General features: G+C 39.9%; 19 protein-coding genes and 1 pseudogene. 17 read left to right on the top strand and 3 right to left on the bottom strand.

Features of this window, described 5'->3' with window-relative positions; all coding sequences use genetic code 11:
• Window positions 1–10 precede the first annotated feature (10 nt).
• Window positions 11–166, bottom strand: coding sequence for a hypothetical protein (locus CEF17_RS20020; RefSeq protein WP_157049677.1), 156 nt, complete (start codon window positions 164–166; stop codon window positions 11–13).
• Window positions 167–566: 400 nt separating this feature from the next.
• On the opposite strand from CEF17_RS20020, the gene CEF17_RS11055 reads away from it, so the two are divergent.
• Window positions 567–842: a hypothetical protein gene (locus CEF17_RS11055; RefSeq protein ID WP_100399575.1), complete on the top strand. Its 276-nt coding sequence runs from the start codon at window positions 567–569 to the stop codon at window positions 840–842.
• A 209-nt stretch (window positions 843–1,051) separates the two neighbouring features.
• Here CEF17_RS11055 and CEF17_RS11050 read toward each other — a convergent pair whose 3' ends face one another.
• The gene (locus CEF17_RS11050; RefSeq protein WP_100399574.1) at window positions 1,052–2,281 is read right to left on the bottom strand and encodes a Bcr/CflA family efflux MFS transporter; all 1,230 of its coding nucleotides are present in this window, start codon (window positions 2,279–2,281) and stop codon (window positions 1,052–1,054) included.
• Between the two features lie 405 nt (window positions 2,282–2,686).
• Here CEF17_RS11050 and CEF17_RS11045 point away from each other — a divergent pair, with 405 nt between their 5' ends.
• The 13 genes and pseudogenes from CEF17_RS11045 to CEF17_RS10985 all read left to right on the top strand — a co-directional run bounded on the left by CEF17_RS11045 (window position 2,687) and on the right by CEF17_RS10985 (window position 15,227).
• Entirely contained in the window at window positions 2,687–2,974 is a 288-nt protein-coding gene (locus CEF17_RS11045) for a DNA-binding protein (protein WP_198508949.1), read from the top strand.
• Window positions 2,975–3,142: 168 nt separating this feature from the next.
• Window positions 3,143–3,397: a DUF3021 domain-containing protein gene (locus tag CEF17_RS11040; protein ID WP_100399573.1), complete on the top strand. Its 255-nt coding sequence runs from the start codon at window positions 3,143–3,145 to the stop codon at window positions 3,395–3,397.
• Window positions 3,398–3,738: 341 nt separating this feature from the next.
• Window positions 3,739–3,948 (top strand): hypothetical protein, encoded by a 210-nt coding sequence (locus CEF17_RS11035; RefSeq protein WP_100399572.1) that lies wholly within the window; start codon window positions 3,739–3,741, stop codon window positions 3,946–3,948.
• Window positions 3,949–4,175: 227 nt separating this feature from the next.
• Entirely contained in the window at window positions 4,176–4,895 is a 720-nt protein-coding gene (locus CEF17_RS11030) for a YheC/YheD family protein (protein ID WP_332835316.1), read from the top strand.
• 225 nt (window positions 4,896–5,120) lie between these two features.
• Window positions 5,121–5,414 (top strand): annotated as a pseudogene (locus CEF17_RS11025) (DUF4352 domain-containing protein); the annotation flags it as partial.
• Between the two features lie 349 nt (window positions 5,415–5,763).
• Window positions 5,764–6,468, top strand: a complete 705-nt coding sequence (locus tag CEF17_RS11020; protein ID WP_332835296.1) for a FadR/GntR family transcriptional regulator — start codon at window positions 5,764–5,766, stop codon at window positions 6,466–6,468.
• A 92-nt stretch (window positions 6,469–6,560) separates the two neighbouring features.
• Complete coding sequence (gudD, locus tag CEF17_RS11015; RefSeq protein ID WP_100399568.1) at window positions 6,561–7,892, top strand: glucarate dehydratase; 1,332 nt, start codon at window positions 6,561–6,563, stop codon at window positions 7,890–7,892.
• 154 nt (window positions 7,893–8,046) lie between these two features.
• Complete coding sequence (gene kdgD, locus CEF17_RS11010) at window positions 8,047–8,979, top strand: 5-dehydro-4-deoxyglucarate dehydratase (RefSeq protein WP_100399567.1); 933 nt, start codon at window positions 8,047–8,049, stop codon at window positions 8,977–8,979.
• Between the two features lie 18 nt (window positions 8,980–8,997).
• A complete protein-coding gene (gucD, locus tag CEF17_RS11005) occupies window positions 8,998–10,452 on the top strand; it encodes an alpha-ketoglutaric semialdehyde dehydrogenase GucD (RefSeq protein WP_100399566.1) in 1,455 nt (484 codons plus the stop codon).
• A gap of 208 nt (window positions 10,453–10,660) precedes the next feature.
• Window positions 10,661–11,215, top strand: a complete 555-nt coding sequence (locus CEF17_RS11000) for a tripartite tricarboxylate transporter TctB family protein (protein ID WP_100399565.1) — start codon at window positions 10,661–10,663, stop codon at window positions 11,213–11,215.
• A gap of 12 nt (window positions 11,216–11,227) precedes the next feature.
• Window positions 11,228–12,727 (top strand): tripartite tricarboxylate transporter permease, encoded by a 1,500-nt coding sequence (locus CEF17_RS10995; protein WP_100399564.1) that lies wholly within the window; start codon window positions 11,228–11,230, stop codon window positions 12,725–12,727.
• Entirely contained in the window at window positions 12,728–13,765 is a 1,038-nt protein-coding gene (locus CEF17_RS10990; RefSeq protein ID WP_100399563.1) for a tripartite tricarboxylate transporter substrate binding protein, read from the top strand.
• A gap of 100 nt (window positions 13,766–13,865) precedes the next feature.
• The gene (locus CEF17_RS10985) at window positions 13,866–15,227 is read left to right on the top strand and encodes a hypothetical protein (protein ID WP_100399562.1); all 1,362 of its coding nucleotides are present in this window, start codon (window positions 13,866–13,868) and stop codon (window positions 15,225–15,227) included.
• A 431-nt stretch (window positions 15,228–15,658) separates the two neighbouring features.
• Here the strand turns inward: CEF17_RS10985 and CEF17_RS10980 are convergent, their stop codons facing one another.
• Complete coding sequence (locus CEF17_RS10980) at window positions 15,659–17,575, bottom strand: sigma-54-dependent Fis family transcriptional regulator (RefSeq protein ID WP_100399561.1); 1,917 nt, start codon at window positions 17,573–17,575, stop codon at window positions 15,659–15,661.
• Between the two features lie 208 nt (window positions 17,576–17,783).
• Between CEF17_RS10980 and kdgD (CEF17_RS10975) the strand changes: the two genes are divergently transcribed.
• From kdgD (CEF17_RS10975) to CEF17_RS10965, 3 genes are all read left to right on the top strand, one after another.
• Window positions 17,784–18,719, top strand: coding sequence for a 5-dehydro-4-deoxyglucarate dehydratase (kdgD, locus tag CEF17_RS10975; protein ID WP_100399560.1), 936 nt, complete (start codon window positions 17,784–17,786; stop codon window positions 18,717–18,719).
• 76 nt (window positions 18,720–18,795) lie between these two features.
• Window positions 18,796–20,331 carry a galactarate dehydratase gene (garD, locus tag CEF17_RS10970; protein WP_100399559.1) on the top strand — a complete coding sequence of 512 codons (1,536 nt, stop codon included), beginning with the start codon at window positions 18,796–18,798 and terminating at the stop codon, window positions 20,329–20,331.
• Window positions 20,332–20,812: 481 nt separating this feature from the next.
• The gene (locus tag CEF17_RS10965) at window positions 20,813–22,531 is read left to right on the top strand and encodes an ABC transporter ATP-binding protein (protein ID WP_100399558.1); all 1,719 of its coding nucleotides are present in this window, start codon (window positions 20,813–20,815) and stop codon (window positions 22,529–22,531) included.
• The last annotated feature ends 82 nt before the right edge of the window (window positions 22,532–22,613 follow it).

The following is a 22,613-nucleotide window of genomic DNA, read 5'->3' as shown; positions in this document are numbered from 1 at the left end:
CGAGGTTTTTCTATTTCGGGATGTTTTCCAAGGGGATTGGCTTTCTGTAATCATAAGAGAAACGTTCTTGCTCTGAAGTCGGAGTGGCTGCTTCCTGTGAATCAGCAGATTGATTTTCGTTAGGCACGTTCTCCAGGGGAATGTCTTTGCCATAAGTGAACATCATGAGTACCCTCCTTTTTTTACTTACTATGTGCATAAGTAATAAAATTATCAGGATGAACGAATAGGTCCATATATCTATTTTATACCATCTATTGTAAAAATTATATGAACAATCTAATGATTTTGAAAAAAGTCTGATAATTTGTACAAAAAACATCTATGTGCTTTTCTAAAAAGAATAATTGGTTTGTTGATTTTTCCTGTGATAACAGCCGATTCAGGTTATGTGATTTGACAAACAAATTGGAATTTTCCCCATTTGCTGCACATAGAATTTACCGAGGTAAAGAAGAAAAAAATAAAACTAGTAAAAATAGACTAAATTTGAAACCAGCAAAGGATTATTGTATAATTTGAAGAAATTACCTTATAGAAAAATTTCAGAGGAGTGGATGGATTTAATGAGCACAACTGTTACAGATCGTATCGAGGGAATTATGTATGCTACAGGAAATAATGAAAATGAAGCTGACATGCTGTGGGAAGTAGGACTTCAGCAAATGGGAGTAGAGGAACGGAGAATATACACATATTACCTTGAAGTGGAGTTATACGATCCAATGAACAATCCTTTAGAAATGACAGCAAAAAAGTTTCACAAAAGCGAAAGGGAAATTAAAGAAACTACATTACAGTGCGCAACATACTTACACAAATTTGTGGAAGCTAGAAGGTAAATAAAATAGAAAAGCTAACCTTGGCGCTTAGATAAAATGCTCGACAAAATGCGATAATAAATGTCAGAATATTTTGTTTACTTGTCTGTTTTTCTCGATATATGTATAATTTTGTAATTAATGGAAGGTGACAGGGGAGAGCTTTAGAGGAAAGGAAAGCAAAAAAGACAAGGGGAGATCCTTGTCTTTTTTATGTCGAAAACGGGGAGTTACCCCTCCATTTTCAACTCTTCGTTTTGTTGCTCTTGATTGCTTTGAGTGAGGATAAAAAAGGCCAGCAAACCAATAAAGGACGTGATGAATAATATAGTTCCCATTGGTACTGCTGTAGTTTCGTTAATACCAACGAGGGGTGAAACAGCAGCACCTAATAATAAAGGAAACATCCCTAACAAAGCACTAGCGCTGCCTGCCCGGTGACCCTGTTTTTCCATAGCCAGAGTAAAGGAGCTTGTTAAAATCATCCCCATGGATGTCATATAAATAAAAATAGGAATGACAATGGATGCTAACGGGCCCTCAATAATAGTCATCACTAAAAGAATTGAAGTTGCACTTACGGCTGTAAGGACAGCCGCTTTAAGAAGGCTTCTTTCCTGGATGATTCCAGCAAAATGGCCGATAAGCCAGCTTCCCATAATAATGCCAAGCCCATTGATGCCAAATAATATACTAAAGACTTGAGGCGAGACCTCATAGATCCCCTGATAAACAAAGGGGGTACCTGAAACATAAGCGAAGCTTCCACCGTGCACAAACCCGACAACCAAAGCGTAGCCAATAAAGGAACGGTCCTTCATTAGACTGCCCATTGTCCGTACAGAACTCCCAATGGAGCTGGGTATCCTTTTCTCGGGCGGAAGTGTTTCTTTAAGACGAAAGGCTACCATGACTACAATGAAGAGACCAAGCAGAGTTAAAAAATAGAAAATTGTATGCCAGCTGGCATATGGAAAAAGCAAAATAGCTCCGCCGCCCATAGGTGCAACCATGGGAGCTACTGCATTAATGACCATTAAAAGGGCAAAAAATTTCGTAAGCTCTTTCCCACTGAAAACATCACGGACTACAGCGCGAGAAAGGACAATTCCGGCTGATGCGGTGAAGCCTTGCAAAAAACGTCCAATAAGAAGCGTAGTAATATTAGGAGCCAGAGCGCAAAGAAGGGACGATAGTGCGAACAAAAAGATGGAAATTAATAATGGTTTCCTTCTGCCCTGGGCGTCACTGATCGGCCCCACAACGAGCTGGCCGAGTGCAAGCCCGATTAAACATGCTGTTAAGCTAAGTTGTACTAAGGAAGCACTAGCGTCTAAATCATGAGCGATTTCCGGGAAACTCGGCAGATACATATCAATATTAAAGGGACCGAGGACTGCCAGCAAACCTAGAAGGAACGCCAACCTCAAGCGTTCTTTACCTGTAGGATTATGAAGCATACATATCAAAAACCTCTCTACATATCTATAATAAGCTTTGCTATTTTGCTTTTTTTGACACAGAACACAAAAGAAGCCCAAATGATATGGGCTTCCAAAAATATACAGTCATTCATAACTGTCTAATGAAATATTCATAAAAGGGACAGGTGAAGCTTTACCTGCTTTTTAATTATACAAAAAAAGCGATCGGAATGAAAAGAATCTTTCTTTCCAGTTTGCTCCAAAAGGATTGGTGATTAATGTTCTTACAGAGGGTACATAGAGGGATGCCATGTCTCTAGAGGTTTTCATCCCCAAAAAACCGAATCATAACGTCTGCTGAAGAAACATCTGATACACTAAAAATGACAGAATATACAGGGAAATAAATAAAACAAAAATGTTGGGGGAATGAACATTGATATGAGTTTGTTTTGGCTGGCTATAGGAATTGCAGCAGCAGGGTATTTTATTGGGGATGGTCTCAAAAATTTTAAGAATCCTAATGCCAAAGATCTCATAGATTACTTAGATGAGGATGAACATGAACTAATTAAGGAAAACCAAATCCATCACTTTGTCGGTATCTCCAAAGAAGATGTAAGACATTTAATTCAGGAGCATTCAGATTTTCCGCATATCGTGATTAATGGCACTACATACTATCCGAAGACAAAATTACGCAACTGGCTTTTACATGCAGGAAATTAAACATACTCCACAAACGGTTCCTCCTTATTTTAGGGGGAGCCTTTTCTTTTTATCAATCAGTCAGTAAAAGGATTGTTGCATCTTAGGACGCATTTTCTGCAGGTTGTTCACTTTTTAGATTCAAAAAAGGATCAGGTTGATATAGTAAATAATGAGGGAGGGGAGAAGATGAATGATAACTTTGGCTGTGCTTCTTTTATTTATGAAATCGAAAGTTGGAGCCCGTTAAAACAAACAACTGTTCACTTTATGCTTTCAGTTGGACTTTGGCTTCCTTTAGCCATCTTTATTGGCTGGCTTCCATTTAGTACGTTGCCTGTGTTCCTTGGCTTACTGCTTTTCATTGTTGTCTATGCGATTTTCTGGCAGGGAACAAAGTTGTATTTGCAAAGGCTGGCTAAAGAAATGAATGATTCGGTATAAAATAGAGTGAGGAGCTGTAAACAGATTTAAAGTAAGGTTGAATTTTGACCCAATTGTTATCTGTTTTGACCCAAATATGGTCCAGTTAGACCCAATTATGTCTTAGTTTGACCTAAATATGGTCTAAACTGACCCAATTAATAAAACTTCCCCCTCGTGTAAGTCTCTCCCTATAAAAAATCAATCAGATTTCTCTTCACCCTAAGCATCAACGGAAATTCCAGAAGAAATAATATGAAAAAGGACTTTTAAACTTGTGGAAAATAAGGAATTCGTCTAGTAAAGCACAGGTTAAATGAACCTCACATTTTCCAGAATATTGAAGTAAAGGAGAGAGGGAAATGATACTAAGATTAAAGTTTAAAGATGGATTAAATGTAAATATGGAAGACGACAAGAGCTTTGAAAAACTAAAGATGGAAGAGGGATTTCTTGAGAGCTTGCAGGAAATCAAAAGAAAGGATTCAGAGATTACCGTAAAAAATGAGGAGGGCGAGACAATAACCAAGACGGGAAAGGAATTGGCTGCAGTCGAAGTGGTGCTGGATTAATATGCTGCTAAAGCTGGGGAACTCCCCAGCTTTTTAACTTTTTATTTCGCAATAAATCTACTAGATGAAATACCAGCCTTTTCAAAGGGGGTGGTATTTTTTCAATTGGACGAACTTCTTCCTTGAAACACCCTGCCTTCCTCCTTTTTCTTGCATACACTAGTTTTTGAAACCTAGGGAAGGAGGGATAAATCGTTGTGCGTTTAAAAGGCAGGAATAAATATAAGATGCACGCTGCAATGAGAAAAAATAATAATCTTAAGCCGTATCTGCCACGTACCGTGAGATGGAGCAAATCTAACTTTTATAAGATGCTTAAGCGATATAAATCGATTGTGGTGAAACCCAACAATGGAAAGAAAGGACAAAGCATTTATTTTATCAACGTTAATTCCGGAAGCTATGTTTTGTACATTAACAGAAGACGAAGGGTATTCAAAAGTAAAAACAGTCTCTATCAATATATGAGGAAGAAGACGAGAAAAAGAAGATTTAATATTCAGCCAGAAATCAAACTTGCAAGAATAAAAGGCAGACCGGTTGATTTCAGGGTTATCGTTCAGAGAAAAAGCGTAAGCTCGCCCTGGACAGTGACGGGAATGATAGCGAGAAAGGCTGGAAAAGGGTACAAAGTTACAAACAGACACAGAAATGGTAGAGTCATGCCTTTACGAAGAGCTCTAAAGAGAATAAATATAAAAACAAAAACGCCACAAGCAATTGAGAATGACTTTAAACGAATTTCTTTACTAGCAGCGAATACATTAGGAGCGTATTTTCCACGTCAACGAATTTTCGCAGTAGATATTGGGGTGGACAGGAAAGGATCTTTATATATCTTTGAGCTGAATCGTTGGCCTGGTTTAGTCGGCTTTAAGAGACTAAAGAATAAATCACAGCTTAGAAGAATTAGATACTATTTAAGAAGGAAAAGAAAGGCTTCGTAAGAGGCACCCGAATCAAAGAAGATTTGGGTGCTTCTTTTTGGTTACCCTGCATATGTAGTCCAGTTAATTTAGACGTTGAAAAATGACCCATCCCACCCCACCTATAATACAGGCCACTCCCATTTATCTATAACACATGAATTGTTGGAATCAATAGAAAAATTCATCAATATATTATATGGACTCTGAAGAGCAGAATTTACTAGGAAAGCTGCTTCTGATGGTGGTACCTTGGTTGCTATTCAGTACACAATTAGAAATATCTCCGAGGAACCAATAGGTTCATTTTCTATGCCAACAGCTAAGCTAGTCGATAAAAATGGAACTGAGTACAGTCCAGATATGGAAACTTCATTTAATTATTCTGTTGAAACGGGTGTAGATGATTCTAAGGTCCTTAGCGATTTAAATCCTGATATTTCGGTTACTAGTGTAGCTGTATTTGAAGTTTCAAAGGAAAAGTTTAGTGAGGGAGAATGGTTCATTGAAATAGACGGTCAGAAAATCTTTATTAAGTAATATTCAATATATAAGGAAGCGCCCTTAATCATAGGGCGTCTTTTTTAGCGTTCAAAAATCAAGTATTAGTAGTTTTATGCAGCGTATTAGTTATTAATGAGCTCTAACTATATGTATTTAAACCTGTTTTGGGAGTAACTGAAACATAGCAGGTAGTGCAATACTAGAAGCCTATAGAAGTCAGTTAAAATTATTAAGTCACCTATACAATATTTATCCATGATAATAATTGACATCAAATACAAATTGTCTTACAATTAAACAAACAAGATAAGATTAACTAACGATGAAAGACCAATCTTTTTATTAAAGAGAGGTGGTATTCTATTAATGAAAGGAGTTGGTTAATTTGAAGGAAGTTGAAATTAAATCTATAGATAGAAAAACACTATCTAAACAGGTTATAGATGAAATTATTGGCCTTTTGACAAGCGGACAATTAAAGCCAGGAGACCGCTTACCTTCTGAAATGGATTTAATGAACAGGTTCAATGTAAGCAGACCTGTTATGAGAGAAGCACTCACTTCTTTAGAAGCAATTGGTGTTGTAAAAAGAGAAACCCGTAACGGGACCTTTTTTTCACAAAAAATAGGCAGTAAACCGTTTACTATGATGCTTGCACTTTCTGCAGGGAATTTGAAATCATTAATGGAAACCAGGATTTCTCTTGAATTAGGTTTAGTAACTTTAGCGGCAGAAAATATAACAGACGATTCTTTAAAAAAATTAGAGCATACGATATCACTCATGACCAATTGTCCTGAAGATTACAGGGCATATGACAGGGAATTTCACGCAATCATCGCCCACAGTGCCAGCAATCCGCTACTAGAAGCAATTGTCGAATCTTTGTTAAATCTTTTCGATAAAACGTGGGATCAAATTTCCAATGAACACCGAGATCCTTCAGGCACTCTTCAACAGCATATTGATATTTTTGAGGCTTTACAAAAAAGAGATCCCTTTGAGGCTTATAAATGTATGTATAAACATTTAAATCATGTACGTAAGAGAGCATATGCAACAGAAGAGGCAAGCTCAGAAGAAGAGTAATATTCACCCGCTTCTCGTAATAGAGAAAGCGGGGTGAATTTTTATTAAATAATTCAGTATCTTTTAAATTTTATAAAGGTGGTGCTATTTTTATGTATGGACAAACTCCAACAGTAACAGAAATGGAAGTCATCCCCGTTGCCGGGTATGACAGCATGCTTCTAAATTTAAGCGGAGCGCATGCCCCGTATTTTACTCGAAATCTGATTATTTTAACGGATAGTTCCGGCCAAACCGGGGTGGGGGAAGTACCAGGCGGGGAAAAAATCAAACGGACTCTGGAAGAATCAAGAGACCTTGTTATTGGCAAATCAATAGGTGAGTATAACAATATTCTAAATGCGGTCAGAAATGAATTCATAGAAAGAGATGCAGGGGGAAGAGGAAACCAGACATTTGACTTACGAGTAACTGTCCACACGATTACAGCTTTAGAGGCTTCATTACTAGATTTATTAGGTAAACATTTAAATGTCCCAGTGGCAGCTCTTTTAGGAGATGGACAACAAAGAAATGAAGTAGAAATGCTAGGTTATCTCTTTTATATTGGTGATAAAAACAAAACCAATTTACCGTACTTAAGCGGAGAAAATGAAACTGACGAATGGTTAAGATTACGTCATGAGGAAGCGCTTACTCCAGAAGCGATTGTACGTTTAGCTGAAGCAGCTTATAAACGCTATGGTTTTAAAGATTTCAAGCTTAAAGGCGGCGTTTTACAAGGGGAAGAAGAAATAGAAGCAGTGACAGCGCTGTCCGAACGGTTTCCTGAGGCTAGAATTACACTAGATCCTAATGGAGGCTGGAAACTTAAAGACGCTATTAGATTATGCAAAGATAAACATCATGTATTAGCTTACGCTGAGGACCCATGCGGAGCAGAAAATGGCTTTTCAGCCAGAGAAGTCATGGCGGAATTCAGACAGGCAACAGGGTTAAAAACAGCGACAAATATGATTGCAACTGATTGGCGAGAGATGGGACATGCGGTAAAACTGCAATCGGTTGACATTCCACTCGCAGATCCACACTTTTGGACCATGCGTGGTTCGGTAAGAGTAGCGCAAATGTGTCATGAATGGGGACTGACATGGGGTTCGCACTCTAATAATCATTTTGATATCTCGTTAGCTATGTTTACCCATGTTGCGGCAGCAGCTCCGGGGGAGATTACGGCCATTGATACTCACTGGATATGGCAGGATGGGCAACATTTGACTAGTAACCCCCTCCAAATTGTTGATGGAAAAGTCGAAGTACCGACTGCACCAGGACTAGGAGTAGAGATCAATCGTGAGGAAATTGAAAAAGCAAATCGGTTGTATAATGAGAAGGGATTAGGAGTAAGAGATGATTCTAAAGCTATGCAATATCTCATTCCAGGATGGGAGTTCAATAGCAAACAGCCTTGTTTAGTTCGTTAAGCACCAACTTGTTTGAAAGGTTATAATCTTCTAAAAATTCGATTGACTTATGTTTTAAATTGTCTTACAATAAAAATTAATAACAAATAAACAATCATACTAATGGTGTTTTGCTTAGAATAGTAGTTTTACTTCAAATAAAGAGGTGGATGAAATGGCAGAAAAAAACAGTAAGTTTCCAAAAGGGATTCTAGGTTTCCCAGTAGCGCCGTTTGACGATAACGGGAAGGTCGATTACTCTGCGTTAGAACGGAACATTGAATTTTTGATCGAGGAAAAGTTAGCGGCTATCTTTGTCGCGTGTGGAGCTGGAGAGTTTCAATCGTTAACGGATGAAGAATACCATAACATGGTTAAGACAGCAGTAGAGACTACTGGTGGAAAGGTTCCAGTCTACACAGGAGTAGGTGGAAATATACAGACTGCTCTCCATCAAGCAAAAGTTTCAGAAGAATTGGGAGCCGACGGATACTTAATCCTTCCTCCGTACTTAATTCATGGCGAGCAGGAAGGCATTTATCAATATTATGAAACTATTATTAAAAGTACAAGCCTCAGTGCCATCATGTACCAAAGAGATAACGCAGTAGCAAATTTGGATACGGTTACAAAGCTAGCGGAACTTCCACAGCTCGTTGGTCTGAAGGATGGACTTGGCAATATGGAATTAAATGTTCAGTTGACTCAGCACTTAGGGGAGCGTCTTGAATGGATGAATGGTATGCCGCTCGCCGAAGTGACGATGCCGGCTTACTATCCTTTAGGGTTTGATACCTATTCATCTGCAATTTCAAACTACATCCCGCACATCTCGCGCTTGTACTTTGATTCCTTAGTAAAGGGAGATACAGAACAGGTTAACGCTTTGTACAAAGAAGTCATTCTCCCAATTAATGAGATTCGAAAGCAAAAGAAAGGATATGCCGTATCCTTGATCAAAGCAGGGATGGAGATTGTTGGCCTGCCAGTAGGACAAAGTGTCAGACCACCAGTGATTCCCGTAGAAAAAGAACATTACCAGCAATTAGAGAAAATTATTAATAAAGCACTAGAGAAGTACCCGGCAAGCGAGTATCAAAGCAATTAATAACTAGGAGGCTAATTCATGAGCACAGCAACCCAAAATCAAACTTATTTGAACTTTATTAATGGTGAATGGCAAGCATCATCCTCTGAAAAAAGTCAAGGAAGCATTAATCCTACCAACCCTGACGAAGTAGTAGGAAATTACCAGCTCTCCACTAAAGAAGACTTAAATCAAGCCATTGAAGCCGCTGATCATGCCAAAACAGCTTGGAGAAAACTAGCAGCCCCTGAAAGAGGAAACTACCTGTTTAAAATTGCAGATATTCTAGAGACAAGAGTTGATGAAATCGCAGAAACAATGACACGAGAAATGGGAAAGACGTTTCCTGAAGCAAAAGGGGAAACCATGCGGGGAGTAGCTATCCTCAGGTATTATGCCGGAGAAGGAATGAGAAAAACAGGAGATGTCATTCCTTCCACTGACAAGGATGCTTTAATGTTTACAAAACGATCCCCATTGGGCGTAGTGGGCGTCATTACACCATGGAACTTTCCGGTAGCGATCCCTATTTGGAAAATGGCACCTGCCTTGGTTTATGGAAATACTGTTGTATTTAAACCGGCACAAGAGGCAGCGATTACGGCCGCAAAAGTTATGGAATGCATGGCTGAAGCTAATTTGCCTCAAGGGGTAGTGAACTTCATTACCGGCTCTGGTTCAACGATTGGCCAAGGATTAGTTGACCACCCAAAAGTGGATGGAATTACTTTTACAGGCTCAGAAAATGTAGGACGGAGAATTGGTCAAGGAGCATTGGCAAGAGGAGCAAAGTATCAGCTGGAAATGGGCGGAAAAAATCCAGTTATTGTCGCAGCAGATGCGGACCTTGACTTGGCTGTCGATGCTACGATCAGTGGAGGGTTGAAATCAACCGGACAAAAATGTACGGCAACAAGCAGGGTTATTGTACAGAGCAGTATTTACGATGAGTTTAAAGAAAAGCTCCTGGAAAAAGTAAAACAAATTAAGGTAGGCGACGGGCTAAAAGAAGACAGCTGGATGGGTCCTTGTGCCAGCGAAAGTCAATTCAACACCGTATCTAGTTATATAGATAAAGGAAAAGAAGAAGGTGCCGTCTTGTTATACGGTGGAGAGCCTGTGAAAGAAGAAAAAGGGTACTTTATTACGCCAGCAGTCTTTGAAAATGTTACGTCAGAGATGGCGATTGCCCAAGAGGAAATCTTTGGGCCGGTCCTCGCCCTGATGAAAGTAGAAACCATTGAAGAAGCCATTGAAGTGGCAAACGATGTAGAATTTGGACTTAGTGCTTCCATTTTCACTACTAATATTCAAAACTTTTTATCCTTTATTGATGACATGGAAGCAGGATTGGTAAGGGTTAATGCTGAGAGTGCCGGCGTTGAACTCCAAGCTCCTTTTGGCGGGATGAAGCGTTCAAGCTCTCATTCAAGAGAACAAGGAGAAGCTGCCATTGAATTCTTTACTTCAATAAAAACGGTGTTTGTAAAGTAAATGAGTGTGGCTCTGTTCCGAAAGCAAGGTAAGGTTCGTTAAGAACCTTACCCTAATAAAGAAATAACTCCCTTTTATATAGCTTTCGGAACAGTTTTTCACAAACAAATGGTAAGCGTTTACAATTGAAGTTATATTTAAATAGTGAAAATTTGCAGGTTTACATGTATGCTTTTTGTAACCGAGATGAAACAGAGGGGAGAGAGGCATGAGTAATTTAATAAAGACAAAAGATTTTATCGCTGCAGTTGTATTGTTGGCTTTCTCCATTGTTATGTATTCTGCGACATTCAACTTAGGTCGTCTCACTGTTTCACAAATTGGAGCTGAATTTGCACCCAGGCTTGTTGCCATAGGAATTTTTATTTTAAGTATCATTCTCTTAATCCAAACGATAAAAGATTGGAGAATAGCATTAAAAAAAGATGAACAGGCAGTAAGTGAGGAAGGCAAGCTGGCTGAAGAAGAGGCACAAGAAGACATTGCAGAGGACATAACGGAGAGCCCGGTCTCTAATGCTGAAAGGTATAAAAACTTAGGCATGACTGTTGGGCTGATTGCTTTGTACTTCTGGCTTATGCCCATTATTGGGTTCTTGATTAGTACAGCTGTCTATTTATTTGTCCAATTTGGTCTTCTAGCGCAAAGAAAATATTGGAACATTCCATTGTTCATTATATTATCTATTGTTGTTTCTACAAGTATCTATTATACATTTCGTCTAGGATTTGAAGTAATGCTGCCACGAGGCATCCTGGGATAGGAGGTGACAGAAATGCTGGGTGATTTGGCTGCAGGCTTTTCTGCAATGTTTGTTCCATACAACATGATACTGATTATTATAGGGGTAGCGCTTGGCTTAGTGTTTGGGTCTATCCCGGGACTGACCGCCACAATGGCTGTTGCGATATGTTTACCGATAACGTTTACAATGGATCCGGGATCTGGTATGGCTTTGCTTATGGGTCTATATATTGGCGGGGTTTCCGGAGGTTTAATCCCAGCTATCTTATTAAAACTGCCGGGTACGCCATCCTCTATTTCAAGTACATTTGACGGGTACCCCATGGCCCAGAACGGACAAGCGGGGAAGGCCTTTGGGCTTGCTATTACGTTCTCATTTTTAGGCGGAATATTAAGTATAGCAGTGTTGATACTAATATCTCCTCCTTTAGCAGATTTTGCTTTACGATTTGGTCCGATTGAATACTTTGCCATTACGATGTTTGCTTTAACTCTTATTTCGAGTTTGTCGGAAGGGTCAATTGTTAAGGGGATGCTGGCCGGGTTATTGGGCATCAGTTTAGCCATGGTAGGTTCAGCGCCAATTGATGCGTTTCCTAGATTTACGTTTGGGATGGATGACTTGAATGCAGGATTCAATCTGCTTCCAGCGTTAATCGGCTTGTTTGCAGTTGGGGAAATTCTTAGAATCTCAGAGAAAAAGATTAACCCCATGGGGCAGAAAAAACTGACTCATAAAATTAAGGGGTTTGGTTTTTCAGTAGCCGAGTTTTTCAAACAGGGGTGGAACTTCTTACGCTCTGCAGTAATAGGGGTAGCGGTAGGTATTCTTCCTGGTATCGGCGGAGGAACAGCTAATATCATTGCCTATGCGACTGCAAAGAATCAATCAAAAACACCGGAGAAGTTTGGGAAAGGATTCTCTGATGGGGTAGTAGCGTCTGAATCTTCTAATAACGCTGCAGTTGGAGGAGCTTTAGTTCCTTTAATGGCGCTTGGTATTCCAGGGGATACGGTAACCGCAATGCTGTTAGGTGGCCTTGTTATACACGGCTTGCAGCCTGGCCCGATCTTCTTTGCTCAAAACACTGACATTGTGTATGGCATCTTTGCTGCTTTGATTATCGCCAATATCGCTATGATGTTGTTCCTTTTCCTAGGAATGAAGTTTTTTGTCAGAATTCTGAGTATTCATAAACATATTCTGTTGCCAATCATAGTGGTTCTATGCGCAGTAGGGGCTTTTGCTGAAAATAACCGTTTATTTGATGTAGGCGCATTGTTGTTTTTCGGAATATTAGGTTATTTATTTATTAAATATAAGTTTCCGATTGCACCCGTTATCTTAGGTTTTATCCTCGGGCCAATAGCGGAGACCAATCTTCGCAGAGGTCTTCAACATACCGATGAAAATTTCCTGCCTTTCTTTACGGAACCTATTGCTATGGTGTTCTGGGTGATCGCCATTGGATCCGTAGGATTTAAGGCATGGAAAAATCATAAAAATAAAAGATTAGCAGGAGGGGTTTAAATGAAACTAGTCTCTTTTAAAACATTGTTACTAGTCCTGGTTTTTTCACTTGTTACGTTTTTGGCAGCTTGCGGGAACGGCGCTGACGAGACCGGCGGCGAAGAACAAGGAAACGGAGAAGAAGATACAAACTCTGAGGATGCGGCTAATGCCAGTGGGTATCCTGAAAGTTCAATTGAAGTCGTGGTTCCTGCTGGGGCAGGTGGCGACACAGACCGTAACACGAGAACATTAGCGAGACATCTTGAAGATGAGCTTGGGGTAAATCTCGTGGTTCAAAACGTTGAAGGTTCTGGGGGAAGTGTGGGGTCAAGAGAAGTAATGCAGGGTAATGCAGATGGTTATAAAGCTCTTGCGTTTCATGATAGTGCGCTAATCAATAGTATTCTAGGGCTAACCGAATATTCTCATCAAGATTTTGAATTAGCTGGGATCAGCGTACAGGACCAAGGGAATGCTTTTGTTGTTAGTGCCGATTCGCAATTTGAAGACTTAGATGATTTAGTTGAGTATGCAAGAGAAAATCCAGGTGAGGTCTCCGTTGCTACGGAAACAGGCGCCTTCACTCATCTGCAGTTACTAGCTCTAGAAGAAGAAGCAGGCATTGAATTTAGAATCGTAGATGCCGGTGGTGCCTCAGATAAAATTACGGCTCTTCTTGGCGGCCAGGTTGACGTGGTACCTACTCAATTAGGACTTGTTGATGAATATTTAGAAGCAGATGAAATGAGAAGTGTAGGTGTCTTGTCTGAAGAAAGACTTGATCAGTTCCCTGAGGAAGAAACGTTTGTAGAGCAAGGATACGATATTGTCTTTAATAAGAACTTCTTCTGGGCCTTCCCACCTGAAACTCCAGAAGATGTAGTTAATACCTTCGCAGATGCTATGGAAACAGTTATAGAAGAGAACGAAGATTACAGAGGCGAAGCTGAAGGGCACGGGGTTACTCCAAACTTTATGGGTCCTGAAGAGGCAGAACAGCATTTAAATGAAGAGAAAGACTACTATCAAAGTATATACGAAGCTAGCGGTGAATAAGGATAGAAACCATTTTAGAAAAGACAGGGTGCAATCTACAGCACCTTGTCTTTTCTTCTTGGCTCGTTTCCTTATACTTTCATTTAAAGAGGGTCGTTTTATGATACCAATGGTAAAAAGAAGTTTTATTATCATCATGTGCCTTTTATATTTTATCGCATCCTTTTCCCAATCAACTTTCATTTATTCTGTTTTATCTATTGTCATACTTCTTACGTTTTTCTTATCAATTGTTCATGCAAACAAAAAAACAATGATAATGGGAAGTGTTCTTTTTGTTGCTGGAACGGTAATAAACTTAACTGTGAATCAAGGGACGGTTATGGCTACTATTGAAGGAATGCAGCAAAATCTTCCTTTGGTGGTGCTTATGACTCTTGCCCCTTTATTAGCTATTCCAATCACGAACAGCAGCCTCATGGGTTCAATTCAGCAGGTTCTAAAACAAATGATGGATTCGCCAAACAAGTTGTTTGCCGGCCTGGCATCTTTTTTAGCTGCAATTACACCTGTCTTAAGTGTAGGGTCAGTCAAGCTGTTACATGACATCGTAAGAGAAAATAAGTTTTCCTCTGCATTTTTGGCAAGAGCCTATTTTGTTGGTTTTTCTACAGCAATGGTGTGGTCTCCTTATTTTGGTTCTGTTGCTTTGACACTATACTATCTTAATATACCCTTTGGTGACTATATTCTTATTGGGTTAGTGTTAGCGTTTTTACAACTTGGTGTGGGCATGCTTCTTTTCCTTTCAAGTAAGGACAAGGAGACACAGAAACTTTCCTCCCCCTCGGCAAAAATGTCAGTTTTTCCTTTGGTTAGTAAAGTAATCATTCTTCTAGGTTCTTTAATAGGTGTGCTCGTGGTGCTGGAATCAATAACGGGTCTTCCCATGTTGCTGCTTGTTAGCTTAACCTCGATAATCATCCCTATCTTATGGTCCCTTGGGACGAATAGTTGGAGAGTCTTCTTTTACGAAGGTAAAGCCTTTTTTAATAAGCTTGATTACGGAGTTAACACAGAAATAGTTCTTTTTCTAAGCGCTGGCCTTTTTGGAAGTGCTCTGGCTGCTTCTCCGTTTTCTGTTTATATCAGTAATGCCTTTCAGGCTCTTTCTTCCATATCATTCTTATTGGTTGGAGTAATTGTCGTGTTATTTGTGAGTCTTATGGCTTTTGTAGGCATTCATCAAATTATTACCGTCCCTCTTTTAGCTATGCAGGTAAGCCCTGAAGCTTTAGGAGCCGATCCGATTTCATTAGCTGTTGTATTCCTCCTTGCCTGGTTCCTTTCTTCTATCTTAAGCCCTTTCAATGCTATCACCATCTTTATCTCCCAGGCTGTACACAAAGATACCATTACAGTGGGCTTTAAATGGAACGGGTCTTATGTGGCTGTTATGTTTGTTGTAGGGATGGTTTTTGTAGCCTTGCTTCATTATGGGGGATCCTTTTTTACCAATTGACTGCCGGAATGTGAGGAGGAAAATAAAGAAAAAAAGCGGTGGGGGAAGAAATGAAGGTATGAACACCGCTTACATAAATAATGTTTTCGTTTTCATTGCTTTTCACGGTTTTTGCTTAATGGAAATTGTAGGAGGATAATAAGGGTATTCCATTAAGAAAGTAGGGTAATAAGATGAAAAGATTATTATCTCATATCATTGACATTATTAATGAAACGGTTGAGCTGAAGAGAGAAGCTGATCAATTGGTTGAGAAAAGCAAAAACCTTTAATGTGAAGAGGAAAAGGTTAGTTTATTATATAAGGACACCATACTATTACTGAAAAAACCTCAAATGAAGACTCTTGGTGAGTCCTTTTGAGGTTTTTTGCTTATAGAAGAGCAGAGCTAGGATGGGCAAATAAAAGAATTGTAAATTTTAGAAGATGCATTAGTATGATTTTTTTACTTCAATGTTATATTTGTTTAGTTTTCGATATAAGGTGCTTCGATCAATCTGTAATAGCTTAGCGGCCTGAGATATATTGGAGTTGCACCTGGTTAAGGCTTCAACAATCCTGTCTTTTTCCGAGTCAATGTCAGTGAGGTTTGTTACGTCATTGTTTACTAGGTCAAATTCGTTTCCCTCTAAATATTTTCCAATTTCATAGTCGGTGATGGCTTTTTCTTTCGCTATCACTGTAAGTCTTTCAATAAAATGGCCCAGCTCCCTGACATTTCCCGGCCACTGATATTCTTTGAGCTTTTCGAAACCTGATGGAGTGATAGTAATTTCTTTATTGTGTTGTGCAGAATAGGACGATAAGAAATGCTGGCAAAGGTCATTCACGTCAGTTTTTCTTTTCCGTAAAGAAGGTATATTTACAGTTAAAACTTTCAATCTATATAACAGGTCCTCTCTAAATTCCCCTTCGTTAATTAGTTTTCGTAAATTTTTATTAGTAGCTGCAATAATTCGTACATCAATAGGCAAGTACTTATTATCCCCCAGGCGCATGACCTGCTTTTCTTGAAGAACGCGGAGCAATCGACTTTGCCCGTACTGATCCATTTCAGAGATTTCATCAAGAAAGATCGTTCCCTGGTGAGCCATTTCAAACAAACCAGGCTTTCCTTTTTTGGAAGCTCCGGTAAAAGCCCCTTCTACATAACCAAACAGTTCACTTTCTAGCAAGTTTGGAGGCAGAGCAGCACAGTTTATGGCGACAAAAGGGCCGTTCTTTCGTGAGCTGCTATTATGAATACTTTGTGCAAATAACTCTTTTCCGGTCCCCGTTTCCCCTGAAATTAATACAGTAGTATCCACTGCAGCTATTTCTTTGGCAATTCTCTTTGTTTCTTTTATTTCCTTTGAACTTCCTATGATATCGGAAAAAACATACTTTGCATCAAGCTTTCTTTTTGTCACTTGATTTCTAATCTTTGCTTCCAGTTCTTGAACTTGCGTGATGTCCTGAAAGGTAATCATTGCCCCAACAATATGGTTATCTACAATAATCGGTGCCATATTGCACGTTATCCAGATATTTCTAAACTGGATTACCTGTCCGATGGATTCAGTCCCATTCGATAAACACTCATCAACATCATCTAGAAAGTTTAGGGAGCTATCAATTTCTTTTCCAAGGACGTTTTCTGAGGAAATATGTAGTAGGCGCTCTGCAGTAGGGTTAAATACGTTGACGATTTTCTTGCGATCGACACTGATAATTCCTTGTACTGAATAATCAATTAAGGCTTTAAACTTTTGGGAGCGTTCTTTTTCTATTTTTCTGGCCAGCAATATTTTTTCAGCTTCCAACAAAGCTGATTGAATGGAATAGTCGCCGGAAGTAATACGAATGGTCTTGAACCCTTGTTTTTCTGCCAAAATAGTAGATTTAATACCTCCCACGACGATATCAACATCGTTAGCAGGTATATTTTTAATCTTTAAGGGGATATCCTCTGGTTTTTCTATTGGATAGATAGACAATTTTATATCTAAAATGTCGGAGAGAATTTCAATGTCAAAAACCATATTTTGAAAGGCTAATATCGCCACTTTGGGTGTAAAGCTATTAGATAGTTGTTTTGCTTCATGAAAAACCTGGGCTAAATCCTGCCCTGTTATGGGCACTTCTACGACAGGTACATTGATGTTCATTTCTTTTAGTAAGCTTGCGGTTCCTCCTCTGCAAACAATTACGTCTGTTTCTTCGTGTTGAAGTTTCCTGGCAAGTCGGACTGCTCTATTTAGTCTGGCTAAGTATATAGTAGTCTTTTTTTCGATCCCAAGTTCACGGATAATTTTCCTCCCTTGAATATATAGATGCTTATCCGGTGCAATAAAAGCGATTTTCCCCACCCGAATGGCTCCCTTCCTAAAATTAGAATCATGCAACAATTGTAGCACATATTCCTACAATCGTTGTGGTGAGATAGTGGGGGCCGTTTTAAGAGGCCGATATAGCAGAGTTTCAAAGAATTGAAACTTGGCATAGTATTTGCATTATATCTAACTACACAATTTGAGCAGGGTTGTGAATGAAAAAATCTTGATAAGAGGTGCTGGTATGGCAGAAAGAAACAATAAGTTTCCGAAAGGAATTTTAGGGTTTCCTGTAACCCCTTTCAGAGAACGTCGATATGTGGATTTTCCTGCCTTGGAAAGAAACATTGAATTCTTAATTGACGAAAAAGTTTCGGCTGTTTTCGTGGCCTGCGGTGCTGGTGAATTTCAGTCCATAACAGAAGAAGAGTACTGTAACATGGTGGAATTGGCAGTGAAGACAGCCAAAGGAAGAGTGCCTGTGTACACAGGGGTAGGGGGGAACATCGAATTAGCATTAGATCATGCTAAGGTTTCAGAAGAATTGGGAGCGGATGGATATTTAATTCTTCCCCCATATTTAATTGATGGAGAACAGGAAGGCATGTACCAATACTATGAAACCATTATCAGTAGTACAAGCCTAAATGCCATCATGTACCAAAGAAATAACGCTGTCGCGAATTTGGATACGGTTACAAAGCTAGCTGAACTTCCACAGCTCGTTGGCTTGAAAGATGGGGTTGGCAATATGGAGCTGAATATTGAACTGACCCAGCACTTAGGGAACCGCCTCGAATGGATGAATGGCATGCCGCTCGCAGAAGTGACGATGCAGGCGTATTATCCCTTAGGATTTGACTCGTATTCATCTGCGATATCCAATTACATCCCGCACATTTCACGGTTGTACTTTGATTCCTTGGTAAAAGGTGATACGAAACAGGTTAATGCCTTGTACAAAGAAGTCATTCTTCCAATCAATGAGATCAGAAAACAAAAGAAAGGATATGCTGTTTCCTTAATCAAAGCAGGGATGGACATTGTTGGTTTTCCAGTAGGACAAAGTGTCAGGCCGCCAGTGATTCCTGTAGAAACAGAACATTACCAGCAATTAAAGAAGATTATTAACAAAGCCCTAGAGAAATATCCTAAAGAAGAACACCAGGGGCTCGTTTAAGAGTTACTATCATTAGTACTGTTTCTTTCATCTTGCAGTAAAAGCAACAAAAAAAGCTAAAAAGGAGACGATATTTATGTCTGAAAATATACACTCAACAGAAGCCCCTTTATATATAAAAGTAAACGATAAAGATAACGTGGCAATTATAGTGAATTCAGGCGGCTTGCGTGAAGGGGCATCTTTTTCCTGTGGTCTTGTATTAAAAGAATATGTCCCTGAAGGTCACAAAGTAGCCTTATCGAACTTAAATGAAGGGGAACCTATCATTCGGTACGGGGAAGTGATTGGTTATGCTGGGCAAATGATTGAAAAGGGAAGCTGGATCCAGGAATCACTCGTGGTGATGGCAACACCACCCAAGCTCGATGAGCTGCCTATATCCAACAATGTGCCAGACCCTATGGAGAAGCTTGAAGGATATACTTTTGAAGGGTATAGAAACGAAGATGGGTCAGTTGGGACAAAAAATGTGCTAGGAATTACGACCAGTGTCCAATGTGTAACTGGAGTGTTAAATTATGCTGTAAAGCGAGTGAAGGAAGAGATTCTTCCAACATACTCCAACGTCCATGATGTCGTCCCTTTAAACCATAACTATGGCTGCGGGGTTGCTATCAATGCACCTGAAGCAGACATTCCCATTCGAACGGTTCAAAACATTGCTATACACCCGAATTTTGGAGGAGAAGTTTTAGTTGTAGGTTTAGGATGCGAAAAACTTGCCCCAAACAGAATAACTCCAAATAGCAGCACTGATGATATCGTTTCTTTACAGGATCAAGCAGGATTTACCAATATGGTACAGACCATAATGGAAATGGCAGAAGAGCGTTTAGAGAAGTTAAATCAACGTAAACGAGTCACTTGCCCAGTATCAGATTTAGTTATTGGAATGCAATGCGGTGGAAGCGATGCATTTTCAGGTGTCACAGCAAATCCGGCTCTTGGATATGCTTCCGATTTGTTAGTCCGGGCGGGAGCTACTGTTCTATTTTCAGAAGTGACCGAAGTGCGCGATGCTGTTCACTTATTAACGCCTCGGGCGGCCAATAAAGAAGTAGGAGAAACATTGATAAAAGAAATGAAATGGTATGACGACTACTTGCAAAGAGGAGAATCAGATCGCAGTGCTAATCCATCACCCGGTAATAAGTTAGGTGGGCTTACCAACGTAGTGGAAAAATCACTTGGTTCGATCGCAAAATCAGGAAGCAGTCCTATCGTTGATGTGTTGTCCCCAGGTGAAAAAGCTACAAAAAAGGGATTAAATTTTGCTGCTACACCAGCGAGCGACTTTGTGTGTGGAACGCTCCAATTAGCTTCAGGAATGCATTTGCAGGTCTTTACAACAGGACGGGGAACGCCTTACGGTTTATCCATGGCACCTGTAATAAAAGTATCTACTCGAAATTCCTTAAAGGAGCAATGGAACGATTTAATGGATGTGAATGCAGGGACAATTGCTACGGGAGAGGCGACAATTGAAGAAGTAGGATGGGAAATTTTTAATCTCATCATCGATATTGCCAGCGGCCGCAAAGAAACATGGGCTGACCACTGGGGGATACACAATGATCTAGCATTGTTTAATCCAGCACCCGTTACTTGACTCATGTATTACTAAATTAAAACATTCATATAAGATAAAGAGAAAGGGGGGCTAAATTAGTACCCCTCTTTCTTCTGGTATAGGGATTATAAGTAGTAATTTTTAAAAATTACTACTTTATTAATTTTCCTCGTGGCTTTTTACTGAAGAAGTGAAACATATGTTGAAGGGGAAGGTAGTCTATGAAGAGCGTTCTACTGATGCAGAAACCGAATGGGCTTAAGTTGGTCATCTGTCCGGTGCAAAAAGTTGACATAAGATCAATTTTTGGAGCATATACTGTAGGTTTAGGATGGAAACTTTCATGGTTAAGCAGAATTGTCCAACGTCGTTCGATATAATAAATGTTTATTTAGTTCAGTACTCGGTCACAAAGAACCAACCGCTCGTAGAAAACTTTTTTGATAATGATTTTCATTTTCACTAACGTTCTCGTTCTCTTTTCTGCTATGATAAAACAGATAAAGGGGAGGAGATAAAAATGTTAAAAAGGTTTATCCGTTACTATAAGCCTTATAGAAAACTATTTACGGTTACCTTTATCTGTGCCATTTTAGTAGCTTTGCTTGAGCTGGCCTTTCCGCTAATTGTAAATTATGTCGTTGACACTCTGCTTCCTGGTGGTAATTTGTCAGTGATTTTGTGGGCCAGTGCAGCATTGTTTTTCATCTACATATTAAACTCGGGTGCTCATTATCTTGTCACCTATTGGGGACATCGCCTTGGTATTAATATTGAAACTGATATGCGTGCAGAATTGTTCGAGCATGTGCAGAAGTTATCGTTTACTTACCATGATAACAATAAAACCGGCCATCTTCTCTCAAACTTGACCAATGATCTCTTTGAGATTGGAGAGGTAGCTCATCATGGGCCTGAAGATATTTTCATTGCTCTAATGACACTTATTGGCTCTTTTTCTGTCATGCTTTATATCAATATAGAGCTTGCACTGCTGACATTTCTTGTCGTGCCGTTTCTCTTTTTCATTGTTGTGTATTGCAACCGGAAAATGTCTCGGGCAATGAAGTCTATGTTTGTCCGTATGGCAGACTTTAACGCCCGGGTGGAAGATACAATCGGAGGGATTCGTCTTGTTCAGGCTTTCGCCAATGAAAGGCATGAGCAAAAGCTGTTTGAAAAAGATAACTTGAAATTTAAGGAAGTCAAAGTCTTGTCCTATCGTATTATGGGAATCAACAATTCACTCAGCTATATGATGATGCGGATCATGACTCTGTTCGTTCTGTTGTGCGGCGCCTATTTTATTGTACAAGGAACTCTTTCGATTGGAGATTTCATGGCGTTTATACTACTGACGAACGTCTTTTTTCGTCCGATTGAAAAAATTAATGCCATTATTGAAAGTTATCCGAAAGGTTATTCCGGGTTCAAGCGGTTTCTCTCCTTAATGGACACTGAGCCGGATATACAAAACCATCCACACGCAAAGACGATGGAACAGGCCCATGGTGATATTACGTATGAAAACGTCGGCTTCGGTTATGATGAAAATCGTCCTATTTTGAGCGACATTGACCTTTCGATTCAAGCAGGAGAGACCGTTGCCTTTGTCGGTCCTTCTGGAGCGGGGAAAACAACGCTCTGCAGCCTGCTTCCGCGTTTCTATGAAATTCAGGAAGGCGGTATCCGGGTAGATGGAGTGGATATTCGTGATATCGAAATTTCTTCCCTTCGCCGGCAGATCGGAATTGTCCAGCAGGATGTATTTATGTTTTCCGGAACCCTCCGTGAAAACATCCGGTATGGGAAACTTGATGCCGAAGACTGGGAAGTATGGGAGGCTGCCCGGCGGGCGGAGCTTGAAAGCTTCATTCAGAGTCTGCCGGATGGGCTTGATACTGTTGTCGGCGAACGAGGAGTAAAGCTGTCTGGGGGGCAAAAACAGCGATTATCGATCGCACGGATGTTTTTAAAAAACCCGCCGATTTTAATTCTTGATGAAGCCACATCAGCACTTGATACAGAAACGGAAGCTTCGATTCAGCGCTCTCTATACGAACTGGCCGAAGGACGGACCACACTTGTTATTGCACACCGTCTTGCTACCATACGCCATGCAGACCGTATTATTGTCGTAACTGAGAAAGGAATCGAAGAACAGGGAACGCATGACGAGCTGCTCCTTTTAAACGGCCATTATGCTGGCCTGCATAAGGCACAGCATGTCTTTGCGTAAAGGGAGGCTTACCAGGAAGAAAAAGCCAGTTTACTAAAGTCTGGTGGGCGAAATGTATATATAGCGTAGTAGAAGATAGATT

Source organism: Bacillus sp. FJAT-44742, assembly GCF_002797315.1.
GTDB classification, from domain to species: domain Bacteria; phylum Bacillota; class Bacilli; order Bacillales; family Marinococcaceae; genus Thalassorhabdus; species Thalassorhabdus alkalitolerans.
Note: the sequence above shows the minus strand (reverse complement) of the source record. Positions and strands in the feature narration are given on the sequence as shown.

What these genes read in the sequence shown, in the direction of transcription:
- CEF17_RS20020 (WP_157049677.1), bottom strand. Translation starts at nt 166, where the DNA reads ATGATGTTCACTTATGGCAAAGACATTCCCCTGGAGAACGTGCCTAAC.
- CEF17_RS11055 (WP_100399575.1), top strand. Translation starts at nt 567, where the DNA reads ATGAGCACAACTGTTACAGATCGTATCGAGGGAATTATGTATGCTACA.
- CEF17_RS11050 (WP_100399574.1), bottom strand. Translation starts at nt 2,281, where the DNA reads ATGCTTCATAATCCTACAGGTAAAGAACGCTTGAGGTTGGCGTTCCTT.
- CEF17_RS11045 (WP_198508949.1), top strand. Translation starts at nt 2,687, where the DNA reads ATGAGTTTGTTTTGGCTGGCTATAGGAATTGCAGCAGCAGGGTATTTT.
- CEF17_RS11040 (WP_100399573.1), top strand. Translation starts at nt 3,143, where the DNA reads ATGAATGATAACTTTGGCTGTGCTTCTTTTATTTATGAAATCGAAAGT.
- CEF17_RS11035 (WP_100399572.1), top strand. Translation starts at nt 3,739, where the DNA reads ATGATACTAAGATTAAAGTTTAAAGATGGATTAAATGTAAATATGGAA.
- CEF17_RS11030 (WP_332835316.1), top strand. Translation starts at nt 4,176, where the DNA reads ATGCACGCTGCAATGAGAAAAAATAATAATCTTAAGCCGTATCTGCCA.
- gudD (WP_100399568.1), top strand. Translation starts at nt 6,561, where the DNA reads ATGTATGGACAAACTCCAACAGTAACAGAAATGGAAGTCATCCCCGTT.
- kdgD (WP_100399567.1), top strand. Translation starts at nt 8,047, where the DNA reads ATGGCAGAAAAAAACAGTAAGTTTCCAAAAGGGATTCTAGGTTTCCCA.
- gucD (WP_100399566.1), top strand. Translation starts at nt 8,998, where the DNA reads ATGAGCACAGCAACCCAAAATCAAACTTATTTGAACTTTATTAATGGT.
- CEF17_RS11000 (WP_100399565.1), top strand. Translation starts at nt 10,661, where the DNA reads ATGAGTAATTTAATAAAGACAAAAGATTTTATCGCTGCAGTTGTATTG.
- CEF17_RS10995 (WP_100399564.1), top strand. Translation starts at nt 11,228, where the DNA reads ATGCTGGGTGATTTGGCTGCAGGCTTTTCTGCAATGTTTGTTCCATAC.
- CEF17_RS10990 (WP_100399563.1), top strand. Translation starts at nt 12,728, where the DNA reads ATGAAACTAGTCTCTTTTAAAACATTGTTACTAGTCCTGGTTTTTTCA.
- CEF17_RS10985 (WP_100399562.1), top strand. Translation starts at nt 13,866, where the DNA reads ATGATACCAATGGTAAAAAGAAGTTTTATTATCATCATGTGCCTTTTA.
- kdgD (WP_100399560.1), top strand. Translation starts at nt 17,784, where the DNA reads ATGGCAGAAAGAAACAATAAGTTTCCGAAAGGAATTTTAGGGTTTCCT.
- garD (WP_100399559.1), top strand. Translation starts at nt 18,796, where the DNA reads ATGTCTGAAAATATACACTCAACAGAAGCCCCTTTATATATAAAAGTA.
- CEF17_RS10965 (WP_100399558.1), top strand. Translation starts at nt 20,813, where the DNA reads ATGTTAAAAAGGTTTATCCGTTACTATAAGCCTTATAGAAAACTATTT.